Source organism: Streptomyces sp. NBC_00631 (assembly GCF_045206895.1).
GTDB lineage: Bacteria > Actinomycetota > Actinomycetes > Streptomycetales > Streptomycetaceae > Streptomyces.
Map to the genome: position 1 here is coordinate 2,910,372 of NZ_CP107734.1, position 21,149 is coordinate 2,931,520.

The following is a 21,149-nucleotide window of genomic DNA, read 5'->3' on the forward strand; positions in this document are numbered from 1 at the left end:
TGGTACGCCGGCCATGCGGTGCCGGCGAGCTGTATTTGGGATGTCCCCGACCACCCACGACCCTACCTCCCTGAGGCTCCCGTGGTGACATCCAGATGCCCCATACACGGCGAGGCGGTCCGTACCCGCCAGTAGGGGTACGGACCGCCTCGGATCGGGGGGCATATCGCACCGTTTTGCCCCGGAATGCCGACCCGTTCTTACCGTGCTTTCACTCGTTCGTGAGCGGGTCGGCTCACTTGTCGAGTGCCGTCGGGGTCAGTTGTCGAGTGATGTCAACGCCTTCTTCACCAGAGCGGCACGATCGGCCGCGGACGTGACCTGCTCCAGACCGAAACCGAGCAGCACGGTGCGGTCGGTGGTGATCGCTCCGTACGTCTTGAAGAGAGCTCCGGTGCGCGTCCAGTCCTTGAGGACGGCCGGGCTGCCCGCGGGCGGCCCGGTGACGCTCCAGGGACCGAGGGAGGTCTCGAAGCCCTCGGTCTCGGTGGCCGTGCCGCCGACCACCAGCGAGGCGTCGTCGACGAGGACGCCATGCCCGCCGGTGCCCGGGTCGGTGATGTAGCCGATGGAGATCTCGACGGACTTGCCGGCGTAGGCGCTCAGGTCGAAGTCCACGGACTGCCAGCCCGCCGAGCTGCCGGTGAAGCTGTTCCAGGAGCCGCTGGTGCCGCCGGCGGTGCACTGGTTGTCCGCGATGGTCAGGTAGTGCTTGAGCCACGGGTGCTCGGCGATCAGGAACCCGGCCCCGCACTCGCTCGGTACGGCACTGCTGGTGGCGCCGTTCCTCTCCGGCAGGGTCGTCCAGTCGTCGCCGCCCACGACGTGTGCCTCGACGACGGCGTGGTCGTAGCCCGGTTCGGTGTCCCACAGCAGCTTGGCGCTGAGGGCCGGCTGCTGGGCCGCGGTGACACCGGTGAGGTCGATGGTGCGGGTGAGGCGCTTGTAGGCGTCGTCGGTGTGGACGGCGGCCGCCATGTACGACCCGGAGTACGGCCCGTACGGGTTGACGGTCCCGGCGAACTGCCCGGCGCCCGCGCCGGCGAACTGCGGGTACGTGGCGGGCGAGAGCTCGTCGGAGGTGACGGCGTAGGTCCCCGCCCTGTCGAGCGGGTTGGTGGCGGTGCCGCCGAGGGCCCCGCTGAAGCCGTCCAGCGCGCCGGAACCGCTGAAGCCGGTGGCTCCGGGCGTCGACGTGCGGGAGTACGCGCCCAGGTAGTACTGGCTGAAGTCGTTCGACGGGGTGCCGTCGGCGAGGTTCACGCTGCCGCCGGCCAGCTCGCCGGCCTCGATCAGCTTGCCGCCCTCGTTGAGGTAGGCGCGCAGCTGGAGCTGGGTGTCGTTGCCGGGGCCTGCGGTGCCGGAGTAGTGGACGACGGTCTTGAAATGCTTCAGCACGCCGAGCGCGTCGGGCGTGCCCTGAGTGGCGACGTCCCAGACGGCCGCCTTGTGACCGGCCGCCTTCAGCGCGTCGACGTAGGTCTGCGCCTGGGTGGCCTTGGCGCCCTCCTCGGCGACCACCAGGGTGTCCGCCTTGGGCCGCTCGGCGACGGTGTACGTGAAGTGCGTGCTGGAGACCTTCTTGCCGCTCTTCGTCTCACCGGTGAACCACACCTCGACCTTGTCGCCCGGGTCGCCGTCCCTCACCTTGGCCCGGTACTCGTCGAAGTAGAGGTTGTCCGCGCCGCCGTAGGTCTCGCCGCCCTTCCAGGGCTTGAGCGCCCTGTCCCGCGTGCGGCCGCCGTTGACGCGGTACTTGAGCTCCTTGCCGCGGACCGCCTTGCGGACGACGACGGAGACCTCCTGGTCGGCGCCGCGCGAGTACGACGTGGAGAACGTCGCCGGGGTGAAGTCGGCGGCGCTCAGGCCGACCGAGGAGCTCGGCCGGTCGGGATGGGCGGCGGTCTCGGCGACGGAGAGCGCGAACGGGATGTTCTTCTCGAACTCGTCCTGGATCAGTTTCTCGTCGTCCGGGAAGTTGAAGACCGACTGGCAGTCGGCGGCGTTCCAGGCGTCGTTCGGGTCGATGTCCGAGGCCGTCTGGCAGGTCGACATCTCGGGGGTGAACATCGCCATGCCATTGACGTTGGACGCGTGACCGTCCGCCTCGCCGTTGGTGGTGTACAGCTCCGAGGAGACCTGCGAGTGGTAGCCGGGGATCGCCGGGTTGTCCGGGGTGCCGGCGAGCGCCTTGTAGAGGACGTCGTCCGGGGTCGGGGTGGCCACCTGCCAGCCGACGCCGTAGAGGAGGAGTTCGGCGGCGGAGTGGTAGTTGATGCCGTACGTGAACCCGATCCGCTTCTCGAAGTCGTCCAGCGCCCTGGTCTCGGGCTCGGACTCGGGGCTCGCGCCGCGGTAGGTCTCACTGGTGGGATTGGGCGACGAACCCTCGTCGTCGTAGCCCCACTTGTAGCCGAAGTTGCGGTTGAGGTCGACGCCGTCACCCGTGCTGATGACACCGTCGCCGTTGACGTCCCGCAGATTCTTGCGCCACAGGCGGGTGTCGGAGTTCTGGAAGGTGTAGTCGTAGCCGTCCGGGTTGGCCGAGAGCACGAACCACAGCTCGGTCGAGTCGACGATCTTCTTGATGCGCTTGTCGGTGCTGTAGTTGTCCAGGTAGTAGTGCATCAGCCGGCGGGTCATCTCCGGCGTGATCCACTCGCGGGCGTGCTGGTTGGACACGTACAGCACGGAGGGCCTGGAGCCGTCCTTGGCCTTCTTCGCACCCTTGGTCAGTTTGAGCGCGAGGATGTTCTGGCCGTCGACCGTCCTGCCGATGGACTCGACCTTGGTGAGACCCGGGTTGGCCTGGGCGGTCGCGAGGATCTCCTGTTCGAGGCCGCCGGTGCCGCCGTACGGGCGGAACACGCCCTGGGAGGCGCCCTCGACCCGCGCCTCGGCCCTCGCCGACAGCGTGTGCTCGGTGAGGTCGACGCCCTGCTTCTCCAGCGTGTTCGCCTGCTGGTCGGTGAGGTACAGCTCGACTTCCGTCTTGCCGGATCCGGTGATCTGGTCGCCGAGTTCATGGCCGTCCTGCCCGGCTTTGAGCAGGAGGGGAATCTGCTTCTTGGTGACGTCGGCGCGGTAGACCTTGACCTGGTCGGGGTCGGGTTTCGCCGAACCGCCGGTCTGCGCCTGGGCGATGGGTGCGAGTGCGGCTCCGCCGATCAGGAGCGCGCCGACAGCGAGGATCGATCTCGCCCTGTGTCTCATGTACCCCCCTAGCAGTGGTCCGCCACGGCGGCGAACTCATGCCAGGCTCATGACACTTCATGATCCAGTCAAGGGCGCCTCATGGCCAGTTCATGGTGGCTTAAAAGGGACGCAAACACCGGTGCCGACGACCGTCACGGCCGCCGGCACCGGAGGGTGACGGTGTCTCAGCCTGCGAGGTTGTCGGCCAGCTCCTCGGAGAGGTTGGCCTCGGTGCCCGGGATACCCAGATCGGACGCACGCTTGTCGGCCATCGCGAGGAGACGGCGGATCCGGCCGGCGACGGCGTCCTTGGTGAGCGGCGGGTCCGCGAGCGCGCCGAGCTCCTCCAGGGAGGCCTGCTTGTGCTCCATGCGCAGCCGGCCGGCCGCCGCCAGGTGCTCGGGCACCTCGTCGCCGAGGATCTCCAGCGCGCGCTGGACCCGGGCGCCGGCCGCGACGGCCGCGCGGGCGGAGCGGCGCAGGTTGGCGTCGTCGAAGTTGGCGAGGCGGTTCGCGGTGGCGCGGACCTCGCGGCGCATCCGGCGCTCCTCCCAGGCCAGCACCGACTCGTGCGCGCCGAGCCGGGTCAGCAGGGCGCCGATCGCGTCACCGTCACGGACGACCACCCGGTCCACCCCGCGCACCTCACGGGCCTTCGCGGCGATGGACAGCCGGCGGGCGGCGCCGACCAGCGCGAGCGCGGCCTCCGGGCCCGGGCAGGTCACCTCCAGGGAGGAGGAGCGGCCCGGCTCGGTCAGCGAGCCGTGCGCCAGGAAGGCGCCGCGCCAGGCCGCCTCGGCGTCGCAGGTGGCCCCGGAGACCACCTGCGGGGGCAGGCCCCGGATCGGCCGGCCCCGGCCGTCCACCAGGCCGGTCTGGCGGGCCAGCTGGTCGCCGCCCGCCACCACCCGCACGACGTACCGGGAGCCGCGGCGCAGCCCGCCGGGTGCCATCACGATCAGCTCGGAGCTGTGGCCGAAGATCTCCAGGATGTCCCGCTTGAGGCGCCGGGCCGCCATCGCGGTGTCCAGCTCCGCCTCGATCACGATGCGCCCGCTCACCAGGTGGAGGCCGCCCGCGAACCGCAGAATGGCGGAGACCTCCGCCTTCCGGCAGCAGGTCCGGGTGACGGGTAGCCGGGAGATCTCGTCCTTCACCGCTGCCGTCATCGCCATGGGCCGATCCTTCCATGCATCCGAAAAATACGGTCGTACGCGGCGGCCAACAGCTCCGGGTCGTGCCGGGGTGAACCGTCGGTCCGGGCCACGGGGCTCAGCTCGACCGCGGCTCCCAGCCGCTTGGCGGCCTCGGTGAGCGAGTCGCGGTCGGGCACGGCGGCCTCGTCGGCCAGCACCACGTCCAGGGCGAGTTTAGGGGCGTGTCGCCCCAAAACCTCCAAATGACGCTGCGGTGAGAAGCCTTCGGTTTCTCCCGGTTGCGGTGCCAGGTTCAGCGACAGCACCTTGCGGGCCTTCGTCTCGGTGAGCGCGTCGAGCAGATCGGGGACGAGCAGGTGCGGAATCACCGACGAGAACCAGGATCCGGGACCGAGCACCACCCAGTCCGCGTCCAGGACGGCCGCCACGGCCTCGGGCACGGCCGGCGGGTCGTGCGGGACCAGGTGCACGGACTGCACCTCGCCGGGCGTGAGCGCCACGGTGGCCTGCCCGCGGACGATGTCCACCTCTTCGGGCCGCTCCGGGTCGTGCCCCTTGACCAGCGCCTGCAGCTCCAGCGGCACGGCGGACATGGGCAGCACGCGCCCGTGCGCGCCGAGCAGCCTGCCCACCAGGTCCAGGGCCTGGACGTGGTCGCCGAGCTGCTCCCACAGGGCGACGATCAGCAGATTGCCGACCGCGTGCTCGTGCAGGTCGCCCTTGGACTGGAAGCGGTGCTGGATGACCCGGGCCCAGGTCTGGCCCCACTCGTCGTCACCGCACAGGGCGGCGAGCGCCTTGCGCAGATCACCCGGGGGGAGCACACCCAGCTCGTCGCGCAGGCGCCCGCTGGAGCCGCCGTCGTCGGCCACGGTGACGACGGCGGTGAGGTCGCCGGTGATCCGGCGCAGGGCGGCGAGCGAGGCGGACAGCCCCATGCCGCCGCCCAGCGCGACCACCTTGGGCTGGGCACCGCGGCGGCGCGGCCGGGCGCCGCGGGCCTCGACGGGACGGCCCGCGCGGGACTCGGGCACCATCCGGCGCAGCCTGCTCAGCCGTGGAGAGCGCTCGGTCACTCGCGCCCCATGTCCCGGTGCACGACTACGGTCTCCACTCCCTCGGCGGCCAGGCGGGCGGCGAGCTTCTCGGACACGGCGACCGAGCGGTGCTTGCCGCCCGTGCAGCCGATGGCGATCGTCACATAGCGCTTGCCCTCACGCCGGTACCCGGTCGCGACCAGCCGCAGCAGCTCGGCGTAGCGGTCGAGGAACTCCTTGGCGCCGGGCTGGTTGAAGACGTACGCCGACACCTCCTCGTTGAGGCCGGTGTACGGGCGCAGCTCCGGCACCCAGTGCGGGTTGGGCAGGAACCGCATGTCGGCCACCAGGTCGGCGTCGACCGGCAGGCCGTACTTGAAGCCGAACGACATCACCGTGGCCCGCAGCTCGGGCTCCTCCTCGCCGGCGAACTGGGCGTCCATCTTGGCGCGCAGCTCGTGCACGTTGAGGCTGGAGGTGTCGATCACCAGGTCGGCGTCGCCGCGCAGCTCGCGCAGCAGCTCCCGCTCGGCGGCGATGCCGTCCACGATCCGGCCGTCGCCCTGCAGGGGGTGCGGGCGGCGCACCGACTCGAAACGGCGGACCAGGGCGTCGTCGGACGACTCCAGGAAGACGATCCTGCGCGTGACGCCCCGGCTGTCCAGGTCGGCGAGGGACTCGCGCAGGTTGTCGAAGAAGCGCCGGCCGCGCACGTCGACCACGACCGCGATGCGCGCCACGTTGCCCTGGGAGCGGGCGCCCAGCTCGACCATGGTGGGGATGAGGGCCGGCGGGAGGTTGTCGACGACGAACCAGCCGAGGTCCTCCAGACACTTCGCCGCCGTCGACCGGCCTGCCCCCGACATGCCGGAGATGATCACCAGCTCGGGGATGGCCGCTTCGGGCAACCCGGCCGCAGTGGTGTCCGTACTCACTTCTGCTCCGTTTTCCTGGACCGCTTCGGCTTCCGCCGCCTGCGGCCGATCCTGGCGCGCCTCGTTGTGCGTTTCCTCGGGCCCGCCCTGCGTTTCGCTGAACGCCGGATCTCGCTGTGCTGTGGGCTGTGCGTCGCGCTCGGTCATCTCTCCTGCCCCCGTCGATCGTCCGGGGCGCCCGCGGGTACGGGCTCCCCCGAGGCGTCCGCCGTCGTCTCGGGCGCCTCGTCTTCCCTGTCATCCATGATCTCTCCGGTGGCCGTGTTCACGGCGGGTGCGGCCGGGGCCGCCTGGGCGAGGGCCACGGCGATGGTCTCGGCCGTCTTCCGGCCTATCCCGGGCACTTCCTGGATCTGCTCGATTGTGGCGGACCGCAGCTTCTTCACCGAGCCGAAATGCTTGATCACCGCCTGTTTGCGGGTCTCGCCGAGGCCCGGCACGTCGTCCAGGGGGCTGGAACGGAAGCGCTTGGCCCGCTTGGTGCGCTGGTAGGTGATGGCGAAGCGGTGCGCCTCGTCACGCACGCGCTGGAGCAGGTACAGGCCCTCGCTGGTGCGGGGCAGGACCACGGGATCGTCGTCCGCGGGCAGCCAGACCTCTTCGAGGCGCTTGGCGAGGCCGCAGACGGCGATGTCGTCGATCCCCAGCTCGTCGAGCGCCCGCTTGGCGGCGGCGACCTGCGGCCGGCCACCGTCGACGACCACCAGCTGGGGCGGGTAGGCGAACTTCTTGGGGCGGCCGTCATCGTCCTTGAAACCGTCGACCGGAGCGGCGTCGGGGTCGGGGGTGGGGGCAGGGGTGCCGGAGTACGGAAGGGCGTCTTCGGCGCTGTCCTCCACCCATTCGCCGGTCCGCTCCTTCTCGGCGAGGTAGCGGCGGAAGCGGCGGGTGATCACCTCGTGCATGGAGCGCACGTCGTCCTGGCCGGCGAAGCCCTTGATCTGGAAGCGGCGGTACTCGCTCTTGCGCTGCAGGCCGTCCTCGAAGACGACCATGGAGGCCACCACGTCGTCGCCCTGGAGGTGCGAGATGTCATAGCACTCGATGCGCAGCGGGGCGCTGTCCAGGTCCAGGGCGTCGGCGATCTCCTCCAGCGCGCGCGAGCGGGTGGTGAGGTCGGAGGCGCGCTTGGTCTTGTGCAGGGCGAGCGCCTGCAGGGCATTGCGCTGCACGGTCTCCATGAGGGCCTTCTTGTCGCCGCGCTGCGGGATGCGCAGCGAGACGTTCGCCCCGCGGCGGCCGGTGAGCCACTCCTGGACCGGCTCGACCGGCTCGGGCAGGGCCGGGACCAGCACCTCCTTGGGGACGGCGTCCCCGGTCTCCTCGCCGTAGAGCTGCTGGAGGGCGTGCTCGACGAGAGCCCCGGTGGTGACGTCCTCCACCTTGTCCGTCACCCAGCCGCGCTGCCCGCGCACGCGTCCGCCGCGCACGTGGAAGATCTGCACGGCCGCCTCCAGCTCGTCCTCCGCGACGGCGATGAGGTCGGCGTCGGTCGCGTCGGCGAGCACGACCGCGTTCTTCTCCATGGCCTTCTTCAGGGCCTCGATGTCGTCGCGCAGCCGGGCGGCCCGCTCGTACTCCATCTCCTCGGCCGCCTCCATCATCTGCTTCTCCAGACGGCGGAGGTAGGTGCCGGTGCGGCCGGCCATGAAGTCGCAGAACTCGTCGGCCAGTTCGCCGTGGTCCTGCGGGGAGATCCGGCCGACGCAGGGGGCCGAGCACTTGCCGATGTAGCCGAGCAGACAGGGGCGGCCGGTGCGGGCGGCGTTCTTGAACACCCCGGCGGAGCAGGTGCGCACCGGGAACACGCGCAGCAGCAGGTCGACGGTGTCCCGGATCGCCCACGCGTGGCCGTACGGCCCGAAGTAGCGCACGCCCTTCTTCTTGTGACCGCGCATCACCTGGACCCGCGGGAACTCCTCGTTCATCGTCACCGCGAGGTACGGGTAACTCTTGTCGTCTCGGTACTTCACATTGAAGCGGGGGTCGTACTCCTTGATCCAGGAGTACTCCAGCTGGAGCGCCTCGACCTCCGTGGACACCACGGTCCACTCCACGGACGCCGCGGTGGTGACCATCGTCCGGGTGCGGGGGTGCAGGCTCGCCAGGTCCTGGAAGTAGTTCGCCAGGCGCTGGCGCAGGCTCTTCGCCTTTCCGACGTAGATCACCCGACGGTGCTCGTCACGGAACCTGTACACCCCGGGAGAGTCCGGGATCTGTCCCGGCTTGGGGCGGTAGCTGGAGGGATCGGCCATGTCTCACACCCTACTGGCGAGCACCGACACCGCGACGAGCCTGTGGACAACCGTCGACCGGAGGGCGGGACGGCGGGCCGGACGGGCTCCAGGGACACGTGGCCGTCGGCAGCTGGGCACCGGCGGCAGTCAGGAGGCTGGGGCGGAGGTACCGCGATCCGCCGTCGGAGCGAGCACCTCGGCCCGGTACCTGCTCCACCCCGTACCTTCGAGCCCTCTGCCCCCTGCCCACCGCCACACCCCGGCTGGAACGCGGATCGCGGATTCGGACACCTCGGGGACATCGCGAGCGGTTCCGGCATGCCGCCCACGCGGACCCGGTTCGCGACCGGCACGGCGCCGTCGGGCCGAGCGTGACGGATCTTGCGCCGCTTCCTCCCCAAATAGGCGGCTCCCCCGCGAACGATCTCCGGCCTCCTGACCGGCGGCGGCACCGCCGACCCGCACGATCCCGCCGGTCACGGGGACGCGCGTCGGCCAGGCGGGCACTCTCGACCAGCCGAAGGTGTTGTCGGGGATTGGTCAACACGCTTCAATGCGGGGGAACTCGGGGCCGTGAGCGACGGCCTGCGGACGCGGCGTGCCCAGGTGCGGCCGCCCCCGGCGCAGACGGGGTGGCCCCGAACCGCGTCAATGGCCCGACCAGCCGTTGAACCCCCCGACAGAGAGGCCCCCTGCATGCGGCACGGCACACAGCACGCGGACGTCGCCACCGCGGAACTGGACTCGGCCCTGCGCGGCGGCCCCTTCCATGTGGCCCTGCGCGCCGCGATCGCCGCCCGCGGACTGCCGCTCCAGCGCGTGCAGCACCATCTGTCGCGCTACGGCGTCAAAGTGGGCGTCACCAGCCTGAGTTACTGGCAGCAGGGTGCCCGCCGCCCCCAGCGCCCGGAGTCGCTGCGAGCCGTCCGCGCACTGGAGGAGATCCTCCAGCTCCCGGACGAGTCCCTGATCCGGCTGCTCGCCGACACCGAGCAGGGTCCTGCCGTGCGCCGGCCCGCCGCCCGCTCGTACCGCTCGTTCATCGAGGCCTGTGACGTCCTGGACCGGCTCCAGGACGAGCTCGGCTGGTCCCTCGACGGCGGCCTGCACACCCTGGGACACCACGAACGGGTGCGGATCGGCGGCCACCGTGAACTGGCCGCCCGCGAGTCCCAGCACATCGTGCGCGCCCACCGGGACGGCGTCGACCGCTTCGTGGCCGTCCACCACGGCGACCCCGGCTGCGCCCCGCAGCACATGACCGTGCACGCGCTGGAGAACTGCCGTGCCGGACGCGTCCGTTCGGACCAGGAGACCGGCCTGCTCGTCGCCGAACTCCTCTTCGGCACCCGTCTGCGCTCCGGCGACACCTTCCTCTTCCGTTACGCCGTCGAGGACGGCACGGCCGGTGTCTCACGCGAGTACGTCCGCGGTTTCGGTTTTCCCGGCGGTCAGTACACCCTTCAGGTGCGTTTCGCCGCCGAGGCGCTGCCGACCCGCTGCGTCCGGTTCGCCCAGCATTCGGCGGCGGCCCCGCGCAGCGGCCGGCAGACCCTGCCGCTGAGCGGGCTGCACCGCTCCGTCCACCTGGTCGAGCCCCGGGTCCGGCCGGGCCTGCTCGGGATCGGCTGGGACTGGGAGTGAACCGGCGCCGAGATCCAGCCCTCGTCGGTCAGGCGCCGGGTCCCGCCACGATCCGACCGTTCGCGGTCTTCACCGGCAGTTCGTTCAACGGCTCGGTGGCCGGCGATCGCACCACCTTCCCGGTCAGGGCGTCGAACTCGCTGCCGTGGCAGGGGCAGACCAACGTCGTGCCCTGGAGCCTGTCGATCGGGCACCCCGCGTGCGTGCAGATCGTGCTGTAGGCCTTCAGGGCACCGTCGGCGGACCGGCTGACGACCACGTTGTGCTCCCGGTAGAGCTGAGCGCCGCCGTTGGCGACCTCGCTCTCGGCTCCGAGGTCGACCGGCGCGGTCGGCGTGGCCCCGACCGTGGCCGCTCCGCTGGGTGCCTTGCAGGCGGCCGCCCCCAGCCCGGCGATCGATGTGACGGCCGCTCCGCGCAGGACGGTACGGCGATTCGCGAAGGGGCGGGCGGGCACGAGGGGCTCCTGGGGGATCGGGGTGGGGCGGACTCCGGGAAACAGCCGCCCGGGACCCGTTCGGGACGACACTACCTGGGCGGATCGTCCCGATTCGGGGTGGGGTGCGACGGGGGACGCGGTGAGGCGGAGGCCCACTCATGAGGGCGTAAACGCTTGCGCAAGCGTTTACGCGGCCGTATCGCATGGGGTAGCTTCCCGGCCGAAGGCGCCACCGCTGTCCGGACAGGAGTCGGCGGCCCGAGCCGGAACCAGTGAGCCCCTGGCCGGGGCGGGAGTCGACGAGGGGAGCCCCATGCCCACCATGGCCGACGTCGCCCGGAGCGCCGGTGTCTCGGTGGCGACCGTCTCCCATGTGCTGAACGAGACCCGCCCGGTGCTGCCCCACACCCGTCAGGCCGTGCTCGACGCCATCGAGGAGCTGGGCTACACGCCCAACACCCTCGCCCGCTCCCTGGTGACCTCCCGCACCCGGTCCATCGGGCTCGCGGTGTCGGCGATCAGCAACCCCTACTTCACGGAGATCCTCCAGGGCGTCGAGGCCGCTGTCCTGGAGCACGGCTACAGCCTGCTCATCGCCGACCCGCACGACGACCCCCACCATGAACGCAAGGTCGCCCAGCTCCTCCACGAACGCCGCGTCGACGGCCTGATCGTCGCCCCCTCGGCCCACCCACACGCGCTCCTCGCCTACCTGGGCCGTCATGCCGTACCGACCGTCCTCCTCGACCGGGTCATCGACGGTCGCGCGGACACCGCCCCGCCCTTCGACCAGGTCTGCGCCGAGAACACCGGGCCGACGGCCCGGCTCGTCACCCATCTCGCCGGTCTCGGGCACCGCCGGATCGGCCTGGTCGCAGGGCTGCCCGGGCTGAGCACCACCGGCGAACGGATCACCGGATACCGGCAGGGGCTGGCCGCGGCCGGGCTGGCCCTCGACGACGAGCTGATCCTCCCCGGCAACTCCGAATCCGCGGGCGCCGAGCAGGCCACCGCCGCTCTGCTCTCGCTCGCCGCCCCGCCCACCGCACTCCTCACCGCCAACAACACGATGACCATCGGTGCTCTGCGCACCCTGCGCGCGCGGGGTCTGTCCGTACCGGACGACATCGCCCTGTGCTGCTTCGACGACTTCGCCTGGGCCGACCTCTTCTCGCCCCGGCTCACCGCCGTCGCCCAGCCCAGCAGGGAGCTCGGGGCCGAGGCGGTCCGGGTGCTCCTCGAACGGCTGGCCGTACCCGACCGGCCCGCCCGGACCGTGCGGCTCCCGTGTGCCTTCGTGCACCGGACGTCGTGCGGATGCCGGGAGGAGGACGGCGCCGCGGGCACCTCCAGCGCCCCCCAGGACCCCCAGGACCCCTGGGACCCCCAGGACTCCGAGAAAGGAACCCTCTCGTGATCGTCGTCGCCGGTGAAGCACTGATCGACCTGGTGCCGCAGAGCACGGGCGCCCTCGCCGCCCTGCAGCCGGCACTCGGCGGCGGCCCGTACAACACGGCCGTGGCCCTCGGCCGCCTCGGCTCTCCCACCGCTTTCTGCTCCCGTGCCTCCGACGATCCCTTCGGCGAGGCCCTGCTGGACGGGCTGCGGCGGTCGGGTGTGGACGTCTCCCTCGTGGCGCGCGGCCCGGAACCGACCACCCTCGCGGCCGCCACGATCGATCCGCAGGGCTCCGCCTCCTACTCCTTCTACGTCGAGGGCACTGCCGACCGCCTGTTCACCGCCCCCGCCGGCCTCCCCGCCGCCACCCGTGCCGTCTCCTTCGGCACGCTCTCGCTCGTCCTGGAACCGGGGGCGAGCGCCTACGAGGAGCTGATGCGCGACGCGGCCGGGCAGGGCCTGTTCACCGCACTCGACCCGAACATCAGGGCGGGCCTGGTCGCGGATCCGGACGCCTACCGGACGCGTTTCAAGAGCTGGCTGCCCTCGGTGACTCTTCTCAAGCTCTCGGAGGAGGACGCCCTGTGGCTGGGCGGCACCCCGCACGAATGGCTGGCCGCGGGTCCCGCGGCCGTGGTGATCACTCATGGCGGTGACGGTCTCAGTGCCTTCACCCGCGACGGCACCGTGTACGCCGTCCCCGGTGAGGAGGTCGCCGTCGTGGACACGATCGGCGCCGGTGACACGGTGAACGCGGCTTTGCTGCACGGTCTGGCCGCTCAGGACGCTCTGTCCGCCGAGGCGCTCCTGGGACTGGGCGCCGACGGCTGGACGAGGCTGCTGCGATTCGCGGCGCGGGCGGCCGCGATCACTTGCTCCCGGGCGGGTGCGGAACCGCCGTACGCCTCCGAACTCGGAGAGCTGCCCGTCTAGATCTCGCTGTTGAGGAGTCAAGGTCCGTCACGGCCGCGGGGATCGGGCGGCTGATCGTGGAACGAGCGGCGCCCCATGGGAAGTTCCCGTGGGGCGCCGTGTTTCATCGGGTCTGCCAGGATCTGCCGGGATCTGCCCGAGCGGGTGGACCGGCGGGGACTCAGGCCTTGCGGGCCCGTGTCGTCTTCTTCGCGGGCGTCGCCTTCTTCGTGGCCCCGGCCGCCTTCTTCGTGGCCGTGTTGTTGGCGGTCGTGGCGGTCGCCGTCTTCCTCGCGGTCGACTTCGCCGCGACCGTCTTCTTCGCCGCCGTCCTGCGCGGAGCCTTCACCGAGCTGGCGTCGCTGACGCGGTCGGCGCCCAGGACCTCGCGCAGGAACTTGCCGGTGTGGCTGGCCGGGACCGCGGCGACCTCCTCGGGGGTGCCCTCCGCGACGACGAGTCCGCCACCGGCGCCGCCCTCCGGGCCCATGTCGACGACCCAGTCGGCGGTCTTGATGACGTCGAGGTTGTGCTCGATGACGATGACCGTGTTGCCCTTGTCGACAAGGCCGCCGAGGACCTTCAGCAGCTTGCTGATGTCCTCGAAGTGCAGACCGGTGGTCGGCTCGTCGAGGACGTAGACCGTGCGCCCGGTGGAGCGCTTCTGCAGTTCGCTGGCGAGCTTCACGCGCTGCGCCTCACCGCCGGACAGGGTGGTCGCCGACTGGCCGAGGCGGACGTAGCCGAGACCGACGTCGTTCAGCGTGCTGAGGTGACGGTTGATCGCCGGAACGGCCTCGAAGAAGTGCATGGCCTCTTCGATGGGCATGTTCAGGACCTCGGAGATGGACTTGCCCTTGTAGTGGACCTCCAGGGTCTCCCGGTTGTACCGGGCACCGTGGCAGACCTCGCACGGGACGTAGACGTCCGGGAGGAAGTTCATCTCGATCTTGATGGTGCCGTCGCCCGCGCAGTTCTCGCAGCGGCCGCCCTTGACGTTGAAGGAGAACCGGCCCGGCAGGTAGCCGCGGACCTTCGCCTCGGTGGTCTCGGCGAACAGCTTGCGGATGTGGTCGAAGACGCCGGTGTACGTCGCCGGGTTCGATCGCGGGGTGCGGCCGATGGGTGACTGGTCGACGTGTACGACCTTGTCGACCAGGTCGTCGCCGTCCACGCGCGTGTGCCGGCCCGGGACGTTGCGCGCGCCGTTGAGCTCGCGGGCCAGGTGCGTGTAGAGGATGTCGTTGACCAGCGTCGACTTGCCGGAGCCGGAGACGCCCGTGACGGCCGTGAACACACCCAGCGGGAAGGACACGTCGATGTCCTGGAGGTTGTTCTCCCGGGCGCCGTGCACGGTGAGCCGGCGGGACGGGTCCTGCGGGCGGCGGATGTCGGGCAGCGGGATCGACTTCTTGCCGGACAGGTACTGGCCGGTCTGGGACTCGGCGTTGGCGAGCAGTTCCTTGAGGGAGCCGCTGTGCACGACCCTGCCGCCGTGCTCGCCGGCGCCTGGGCCGATGTCGACGACCCAGTCGGCGACCTTGATGGTGTCCTCGTCGTGCTCGACGACGATGAGCGTGTTGCCCATGTCGCGGAGCCGGACCAGGGTCTCGATCAGCCGGTGGTTGTCGCGCTGGTGCAGACCGATCGACGGCTCGTCGAGGACGTACAGGACGCCGACGAGGCCGGAGCCGATCTGGGTGGCCAGGCGGATGCGCTGGGCCTCACCGCCGGAGAGGGTGCCGGCCGCGCGGTTCAGCGAGAGGTAGTCCAGGCCGACGTCGACCAGGAACCGCAGCCGCTCGTTGACCTCCTTGAGCACGCGCTCGGCGATCTTCTTGTCGCGCGCGTTGAGCTTGAGCTCGCCCAGGAAGTCCGCGCAGTCGCTGATGGACATCGCGGAGACCTCGGCGATCGACTTCTCCATGACCGTGACCGCGAGGACGATCGGCTTCAGGCGCGTGCCCTGACAGGTCGGGCAGGGCACCTCGCGCATGTAGCCCTCGAAGCGCTCACGGCTGGCGTCGCTCTCGGCCTCGCTGTGCCGGCGCTTGACGAACGGCACGGCGCCCTCGAAGGGCGTGGTGTACACGCGCTCGCGGCCGTACCGGTTGCGGTAGCGGACCTCGATCTGGGTCTTGTGGCCGTGGAGCAGGGCCTTCTTGGCGCGCTGCGGCAGACCGGCGAAGGGGATGTCGGTGCGGAAGCCCAGCGCGTCCGCGAGGGCGCCGATCAGGCGGCCGAAGTAGTCCTTGGTGTGGCCGTGCGACCAGGGGTGGATGGCACCCTCGTCGAGCGACTTGTCCTCGTCCGGGACGATCAGCTCCGGGTCGACCTCCATGCGCGTGCCGATGCCGGTGCACTCGGGGCAGGCGCCGAAGGGCGAGTTGAAGGAGAAGGAGCGGGGCTCCAGCTCCTCGAAGGACAGGTCGTCGTACGGGCAGTACAGGTGCTCCGAGTACATGCGCTCGCGCTCGGGGTCGCCCTCGGGGAGGTCGACGAAGTCGAGCACGACCATGCCGCCGGACAGGCCGAGGGCGGTCTCCACGGAGTCGGTGAGGCGGCGCTTGGCGGTGTCCTTCACCGTGAGGCGGTCGATGACCACCTCGATGGTGTGCTTCTCCTGCTTCTTCAGGGTCGGCGGGTCGGAGAGCTGGACGGTCTCGCCGTCCACGCGTGCGCGGCTGTAGCCCTTGGTCTGGAGGTCGGCGAAGAGGTCGACGAACTCGCCCTTGCGCTCGCGCACCAGCGGCGAGAGCACCTGGAAGCGGCTCCCCTCCGGCAGCTCCAGGACCTTGTCCACGATGGCCTGCGGCGACTGGCGCGAGATCGGGCGGCCGCACTCGGGGCAGTGCGGCTTGCCGATGCGCGCGAAGAGCAGACGCAGGTAGTCGTAGACCTCGGTGATGGTGCCGACCGTCGAGCGCGGGTTGCGCGAGGTCGACTTCTGGTCGATGGACACCGCTGGGGACAGGCCCTCGATGAAGTCCACGTCCGGCTTGTCCATCTGCCCGAGGAACTGGCGGGCGTACGAGGAGAGCGACTCCACGTAGCGACGCTGGCCCTCGGCGAAGATCGTGTCGAAGGCCAGGGAGGACTTGCCCGACCCGGACAGGCCCGTGAAGACGATGAGCGAGTCACGAGGCAGGTCGAGCGAGACATTCTTGAGGTTGTGCTCGCGCGCGCCACGGACGATGAGACGGTCGGCCACAGCCGGTCCGCACCTTTCTTGAGAGAAGTGACAGGGGCAGGGCCCCGTGCTTCTTCAGACTAGGGGGAGCCACTGACAACGCCGGTCGGATTCCTGGATGCGTAAACAATCCCGGACCATCCAGCATGCCCGACGCCGCCACCGACGATATAGCACGCCCATTCGATTTACGGAGCCCGTGCGAAACCTTCACCCGAAGGTGTGGCAGGGCTACTGTCAGCCCCATGATTGATCACGCTCATGACCTGGCGTCTGTACAGGAAGCGACCGAGCGGCTCCTCACCGCTGTCGCCGCTCTGGACAACGCGGCCGGCTCGCGACCGTCACGGCTGCCCGGCTGGACGGTCGGCCATGTCCTGGCCCACCTCGCGCGCAACGCGGACGCGCTCGCCAACGTCCTGGACGGGCGTCCCATGTACGCCTCCGCCGAGGCACGGGACGCCGACATCGAGCGCGACGCGCCGCGCGCGCTCGACGTACAGCTCGACGACCTGCGCGCGAGCCACGCCGGATTCCGGGCCCGGGCGGCCGAGCCCGCGGACTGGTCGCGCACGGTGGAGCTGCGCAACGGGGTCACCGACACCGCGGCCCGGGTGCCGTTCCGCCGCTGGGCCGAGGTCGAGCTGCACCATGTCGACCTCGGGATCGGGTACGAGCTGGAGGACCTGCCGGAGGAGTTCACCGAGCGGGAGGTCGACTTTCTCGCGGAGCGCTTCGGCGGGCACCGGGAGGTCCCGTCGACCGGACTGCGCAGCGACAGCGGCCGGGTCTGGACGACGGGCGGTGGCGCGCCGGGGGATCCGATCGCCGTCGAGGGGCCCGCCGCCGACCTGCTGGGCTGGCTCGCCGGCCGCCGCGACGGCTCGGGCCTGGTCGTGAAGGGCGGCGCCCTGCCCGCACTTCCGCCGCTGTAGCGCGGCGTCGGCGCCCGCTCTCCGCTATAGGCTGATCACCATGACGTACAGCGGAGAGGTCACGGTCGGCGGACCGGCGGACGTGCACGAGCTCAAGGACCTGATGATCACCAAGATCGCGGTCGGGCCCATGGACAACAACGCCTATCTGCTGCGTTGCCGCGCCACCGACGAGCAGCTGCTGATCGACGCGGCCAACGACGCGGAGACGCTGCTCGGCATGATCGGGGACGACGGCATCGCGTCCGTCGTCACCACCCATCAGCACGGCGACCACTGGCAGGCGCTGGCCGAGGTCGTCGCCGCGACCGGAGCGCGGACGTACGCGGGCCGCGAGGACGCCTCCGGCATCCCGGTCACCACCGACGTCCTCGTCGGCGACGGCGACGTGATCCGGGTCGGCCGCGTCGAGCTGACCGCCCGCCACCTCGTCGGCCACACCCCGGGCTCCATCGCCCTGGTCTACGACGACCCGCACGGCCACCCGCACGTCTTCACCGGGGACTGCCTCTTCCCCGGCGGCGTCGGCAACACGTTCAAGGATCCGAAGGCCTTCGCCAGCCTGATCCACGACGTCGAGACGAAGATCTTCGACACGCTGCCGGACGAGACCTGGGTGTACCCGGGCCACGGCAACGACACCACGCTGGGCACCGAGCGCCCGCACCTGCCGGAGTGGCACGCGCGCGGGTGGTGAGCGCGGGCGCGCGTTCCTTCACGCGCGCCCCGTGTGAACGGTTCGCACACGCCGGTCTCCGGCGCACGCTCCCGGCGCGCGTCACAACGCAGTCAACTGGTGGCAGCCCCGCACAGGATGACGGCTCCTGCGCGGTACGGGCCGCCGGTCATCATTCCCCGCCCCCGGCCGGCGGCCCCGGCCTGTCCGCTCCCCCACCGTCAACGTTCACAAGACCGCAACACCCGTTCCCAGTATGCGGACAGATACCCGCTTGACCTGGACAAACGCGGCGTTCGCTGTCACTCTCCCGCCATGCACCCTGCCCCGAGCGCACTGCGTCGCGCTGCCGCCGCCGCCACCATAGCCCTGCTCACCACCGCTGTCGGCTGCGCTCCGCAGCCGGACGACAAGGCGTCCGGCGGGTCCTCCTCCTCGGCCTCCTCGACCGGAACCACCTGCGCCAAGGGCAAGTTGGCCACCGAGAGCTCCGGCAAGCTGACGATCGCGACGGACGAACCGGCGTACGAACCGTGGTTCAAGGACGACAAGCCGGCCAACGGCCAGGGCTTCGAGTCGGCGGTCGCCTACGCCGTGGCGAAGCAGTTGGGGTACGACAAGAGCGCGGTCGTCTGGCAGCGGGTGCCGTTCAACAAGGCGTTCGCGCCCGGCGTGAAGACCTTCGACTTCGACATCAACCAGGTGTCCATCAGCACCGAACGCAAGAAGGCCGTGGACTTCTCGTCCGGCTACTACGACGTCCGCCAGGCGGTCATCGCGCTCAAGGGCAGCAAGGCCGCGAAGGCCACGAGCATCGCGGATCTCAAGGGCCTCAAGCTGGGCGCCCAGGTCGGCACGACGAGCCTCAACTACATCGGCGACGTGGTGAAGCCGTCCCAGGAGGCGGCCGCGTACTCCAAGAACGACCAGGCCATCTCGGCGCTCAGGAACGGCCAGGTGGACGCGATCGTCACGGACCTGCCCACCGCCTTCTACGTCACCGCGGCCCAGGTGACGAACGCCGAGATCGTCGGCCAGTTCGAGAACCAGGGCGGCACGCCCGAGCAGTTCGGGCTCGTCCTGGACAAGGGCAGCGACCTCACGTCCTGCGTGACGTCGGCCGTGGACTCCCTGCGCAAGGACGGCACCCTGGCGAAGCTGGACAAGCAGTGGCTGTCCGACGCCGTCGGCGCTCCGGTGCTCAAGTGACGGTCACCAAGGACGAGTCCGGCCGGGAGGGCGCGGACGACAAGGGCGACATGCCGGCCGGTGCCCCTGCGGGCGCCGACGGTTACACCCCCTCCGAACGACGGCTGGAGCGGGAGCGCTACAAGCGTGGCCGCGCGCGTCGCGCGACCGCGATCGCCGCGCTGTCGACCCTGGTGACGGTTGTCGTCCTGTACGTGGTCGTGGTCAGCGCGCCGGGCTGGGAGCGCACCAAGGAGACCTTCTTCGACGGGCAGTACGCGCGCGAGGCGTTCCCCAAGGTCCTCGAAGGCCTGTGGCTCAACGTCCGGCTGCTGCTGATCTGCGGCGTGCTGGTGCTCGTCCTCGGCATGCTGATCGCCATCGCCCGCACGCTGCCGGGACCGGTGTTCTTCCCGCTGCGGGCGCTGGCGGCGGCGTACACGGACTTCTTCCGTGGTCTGCCGCTGATCATCAACCTGATGATCGTGGTCTTCGGGGTGCCCGCGCTGCGCCTCCAGGGCGTGACCGTCGATCCCGTGCTGCTGGGCGGTACGGCGCTGACACTGACGTACTCCGCCTACGTGGCCGAGGTGTTCCGTGCGGGCATCGAGTCCGTGCACCCCTCGCAGCGCGCCGCGGCCCGCTCGCTGGGGCTGACCAACCGGCAGGCACTGCGGTACGTGGTCCTCCCCCAGGCGGTGCGCCGTCAGGTGCCGCCCCTGCTGAACGACCTGGTGTCACTGCAGAAGGACACCGGACTCGTGTCGATCGGCGGCGCGATCGACGCCGTGCGGGCGTCCGACATCATCGCCCAGCGCAGCCTCAACTACACCCCGTACATCGTCGCCGGGCTGGTCTTCGTGGCGCTGACCATCCCGATGACCCGCTTCACGGACTGGGTGACGGCCAGGATGGACCGGCAGCGGGCCCAGGGAGGATCCATATGAGCGACGCGCCTGTCCTGCGCTTGGAGTCCGTCCGCAAGACGTTCGGGGATGCGGTCGTGCTGCGGGACGTGGACCTGGAGGTCGCCCCGCACACGGTGACGGCGCTGATCGGTGCCTCCGGGTCCGGCAAGTCGACGTTGCTGCGCTGCGCCAACCTCCTGGAGGAGATCGACGACGGCGCGATCTGGCTGGACGACGAGGAGATCACCGACCCGCGTGCCGACCAGGACGCGGTGCGCCGCCGTATCGGCGTGGTCTTCCAGGCGTACAACCTCTTCCCGCACATGACCGTGCTGGACAACATCACCCTGGCGCCGCGCCGGGTGCACGGCGTCGCCCGCGCGGAGGCCGAGGAACGGGCCAGGGAGCTGCTTGAGCGCCTCGGACTGGGTGACAAGGCGGGCGCCTACCCCGACCGGCTGAGCGGCGGCCAGCAGCAGCGGGTGGCGATCGTGCGCGCCCTGGCGGTACGGCCCCGGCTGCTGCTGCTCGACGAGATCACCGCCGCCCTCGACCCGGAGCTGGTGGGCGAAGTGCTCACCGTGGTCCGGGACCTCAAGGGCGAGGGGATGACCATGGTGCTGGCGACGCACGAGATGGGCTTCGCCCGGGACGTCGCCGACCAGGTCTGCTTCCTCGACGGCGGCGTCGTTCTCGAAAGCGGCACGGCCGAGCAGGTGTTCGGCGACCCGCGGCAGGAACGCACCCGGCGCTTCCTGCGGCGGATCGTGGAAGCCGGACGGCTCTGAGGAGCTACGTGTCCGCGGTGGTGGCGCCGACCAGCGCTGCCACCCGCTCCACGCCGAAGACGTAGCCCTGCACACCGCATCCGGCGATCACTCCGTCGGCACGCAGGGAGACGTAGGAGTGGTGCCGGAACGACTCGCGCTTGTGGATGTTGGAGATGTGGACCTCCAGCACAGGCATGCCGTCACAGGTGTTGAGGGCATCCAGGATCGCGACCGAGGTGTGCGAGTAGGCGCCCGGGTTGATGACGATCCCGCAGTGGTGGAGGCGTGCCTCGTGGATCCAGTCGACCAGTTCGCCCTCGTGGTTGGACTGCCGGAAGTCCACGGTGCCGCCGTGCGCGGCCGCCGCCTTGACGCACAGGGCCTCTACGTCGGCGAGCGTGTCGGAGCCGTAGATCTCGGGCTGACGCCGGCCGAGCAGGTTCAGATTGGGCCCGTTGAGGATCATGATCGGGGTGTTGGCCAGGGAGCGGGGCACGATTCCTCCGGTCCGTCGGGACGATGAACGGT

Annotated in this window: 16 protein-coding genes; 8 read left to right on the forward strand and 8 right to left on the reverse strand. The window is 70.6% G+C overall.

Annotated elements, in window-relative coordinates:
- Positions 1-258: 258 nt before the first annotated feature.
- The 5 genes from OHB00_RS13365 to uvrC all read right to left on the reverse strand — a co-directional run bounded on the left by OHB00_RS13365 (position 259) and on the right by uvrC (position 8,579).
- Positions 259-3,213 (reverse strand): M14 family zinc carboxypeptidase, encoded by a 2,955-nt coding sequence (locus tag OHB00_RS13365; RefSeq protein ID WP_406434537.1) that lies wholly within the window; start codon positions 3,211-3,213, stop codon positions 259-261.
- A 167-nt stretch (positions 3,214-3,380) separates the two neighbouring features.
- The gene (whiA, locus tag OHB00_RS13370) at positions 3,381-4,370 is read right to left on the reverse strand and encodes a DNA-binding protein WhiA (protein WP_030642347.1); all 990 of its coding nucleotides are present in this window, start codon (positions 4,368-4,370) and stop codon (positions 3,381-3,383) included.
- Positions 4,361-5,428 carry a uridine diphosphate-N-acetylglucosamine-binding protein YvcK gene (gene yvcK, locus OHB00_RS13375; protein WP_406434540.1) on the reverse strand — a complete coding sequence of 356 codons (1,068 nt, stop codon included), beginning with the start codon at positions 5,426-5,428 and terminating at the stop codon, positions 4,361-4,363. The genes whiA and yvcK overlap by 10 nt, the downstream gene beginning before the upstream one ends.
- Positions 5,425-6,471 carry an RNase adapter RapZ gene (gene rapZ / locus OHB00_RS13380; protein ID WP_406434542.1) on the reverse strand — a complete coding sequence of 349 codons (1,047 nt, stop codon included), beginning with the start codon at positions 6,469-6,471 and terminating at the stop codon, positions 5,425-5,427. The genes yvcK and rapZ overlap by 4 nt, the downstream gene beginning before the upstream one ends.
- Positions 6,468-8,579: an excinuclease ABC subunit UvrC gene (gene uvrC, locus OHB00_RS13385; protein ID WP_406434544.1), complete on the reverse strand. Its 2,112-nt coding sequence runs from the start codon at positions 8,577-8,579 to the stop codon at positions 6,468-6,470. Before uvrC ends, rapZ begins: the two co-directional genes overlap by 4 nt.
- Positions 8,580-9,257: 678 nt before the next feature.
- On the opposite strand from uvrC, the gene OHB00_RS13390 reads away from it, so the two are divergent.
- The gene (locus OHB00_RS13390) at positions 9,258-10,205 is read left to right on the forward strand and encodes a hypothetical protein (protein WP_406434546.1); all 948 of its coding nucleotides are present in this window, start codon (positions 9,258-9,260) and stop codon (positions 10,203-10,205) included.
- Positions 10,206-10,233: 28 nt separating this feature from the next.
- Here OHB00_RS13390 and OHB00_RS13395 read toward each other — a convergent pair whose 3' ends face one another.
- A complete protein-coding gene (locus OHB00_RS13395) occupies positions 10,234-10,662 on the reverse strand; it encodes a ubiquinol-cytochrome c reductase iron-sulfur subunit (RefSeq protein WP_406434548.1) in 429 nt (142 codons plus the stop codon).
- A gap of 295 nt (positions 10,663-10,957) precedes the next feature.
- Here OHB00_RS13395 and OHB00_RS13400 point away from each other — a divergent pair, with 295 nt between their 5' ends.
- Positions 10,958-12,061 (forward strand): LacI family DNA-binding transcriptional regulator, encoded by a 1,104-nt coding sequence (locus OHB00_RS13400; protein WP_406434550.1) that lies wholly within the window; start codon positions 10,958-10,960, stop codon positions 12,059-12,061.
- Positions 12,058-12,975, forward strand: a complete 918-nt coding sequence (locus OHB00_RS13405) for a carbohydrate kinase (protein ID WP_406434552.1) — start codon at positions 12,058-12,060, stop codon at positions 12,973-12,975. The genes OHB00_RS13400 and OHB00_RS13405 overlap by 4 nt, the downstream gene beginning before the upstream one ends.
- Before the next feature lie 160 nt (positions 12,976-13,135).
- Here the strand turns inward: OHB00_RS13405 and uvrA are convergent, their stop codons facing one another.
- Positions 13,136-16,165: an excinuclease ABC subunit UvrA gene (gene uvrA / locus OHB00_RS13410; RefSeq protein ID WP_406434554.1), complete on the reverse strand. Its 3,030-nt coding sequence runs from the start codon at positions 16,163-16,165 to the stop codon at positions 13,136-13,138.
- A 224-nt stretch (positions 16,166-16,389) separates the two neighbouring features.
- On the opposite strand from uvrA, the gene OHB00_RS13415 reads away from it, so the two are divergent.
- From OHB00_RS13415 to OHB00_RS13435, 5 genes are all read left to right on the forward strand, one after another.
- Complete coding sequence (locus OHB00_RS13415; protein WP_406434556.1) at positions 16,390-17,079, forward strand: maleylpyruvate isomerase family mycothiol-dependent enzyme; 690 nt, start codon at positions 16,390-16,392, stop codon at positions 17,077-17,079.
- 40 nt (positions 17,080-17,119) lie between these two features.
- Positions 17,120-17,776 (forward strand): MBL fold metallo-hydrolase, encoded by a 657-nt coding sequence (locus tag OHB00_RS13420; RefSeq protein WP_406434558.1) that lies wholly within the window; start codon positions 17,120-17,122, stop codon positions 17,774-17,776.
- Positions 17,777-18,070: 294 nt separating this feature from the next.
- Entirely contained in the window at positions 18,071-18,964 is an 894-nt protein-coding gene (locus OHB00_RS13425) for an ABC transporter substrate-binding protein (protein WP_406434560.1), read from the forward strand.
- Positions 18,961-19,890, forward strand: coding sequence for an amino acid ABC transporter permease (locus OHB00_RS13430; protein WP_406434562.1), 930 nt, complete (start codon positions 18,961-18,963; stop codon positions 19,888-19,890). Before OHB00_RS13425 ends, OHB00_RS13430 begins: the two co-directional genes overlap by 4 nt.
- Complete coding sequence (locus OHB00_RS13435; RefSeq protein WP_406434564.1) at positions 19,887-20,639, forward strand: amino acid ABC transporter ATP-binding protein; 753 nt, start codon at positions 19,887-19,889, stop codon at positions 20,637-20,639. The genes OHB00_RS13430 and OHB00_RS13435 overlap by 4 nt, the downstream gene beginning before the upstream one ends.
- Before the next feature lie 4 nt (positions 20,640-20,643).
- Here OHB00_RS13435 and aroQ read toward each other — a convergent pair whose 3' ends face one another.
- A complete protein-coding gene (gene aroQ, locus OHB00_RS13440) occupies positions 20,644-21,117 on the reverse strand; it encodes a type II 3-dehydroquinate dehydratase (protein ID WP_406434566.1) in 474 nt (157 codons plus the stop codon).
- Positions 21,118-21,149: the final 32 nt, after the last annotated feature.

Coding starts and splice junctions, on each gene's coding strand:
- OHB00_RS13365 (WP_406434537.1), bottom strand. CDS start 3,213: ATGAGACACAGGGCGAGATCGATCCTCGCTGTCGGCGCGCTCCTGATC.
- whiA (WP_030642347.1), bottom strand. CDS start 4,370: ATGGCGATGACGGCAGCGGTGAAGGACGAGATCTCCCGGCTACCCGTC.
- rapZ (WP_406434542.1), bottom strand. CDS start 6,471: ATGACCGAGCGCGACGCACAGCCCACAGCACAGCGAGATCCGGCGTTC.
- uvrC (WP_406434544.1), bottom strand. CDS start 8,579: ATGGCCGATCCCTCCAGCTACCGCCCCAAGCCGGGACAGATCCCGGAC.
- OHB00_RS13390 (WP_406434546.1), top strand. CDS start 9,258: ATGCGGCACGGCACACAGCACGCGGACGTCGCCACCGCGGAACTGGAC.
- OHB00_RS13400 (WP_406434550.1), top strand. CDS start 10,958: ATGCCCACCATGGCCGACGTCGCCCGGAGCGCCGGTGTCTCGGTGGCG.
- OHB00_RS13415 (WP_406434556.1), top strand. CDS start 16,390: ATGATTGATCACGCTCATGACCTGGCGTCTGTACAGGAAGCGACCGAG.
- OHB00_RS13420 (WP_406434558.1), top strand. CDS start 17,120: ATGACGTACAGCGGAGAGGTCACGGTCGGCGGACCGGCGGACGTGCAC.
- OHB00_RS13425 (WP_406434560.1), top strand. CDS start 18,071: ATGCACCCTGCCCCGAGCGCACTGCGTCGCGCTGCCGCCGCCGCCACC.
- OHB00_RS13435 (WP_406434564.1), top strand. CDS start 19,887: ATGAGCGACGCGCCTGTCCTGCGCTTGGAGTCCGTCCGCAAGACGTTC.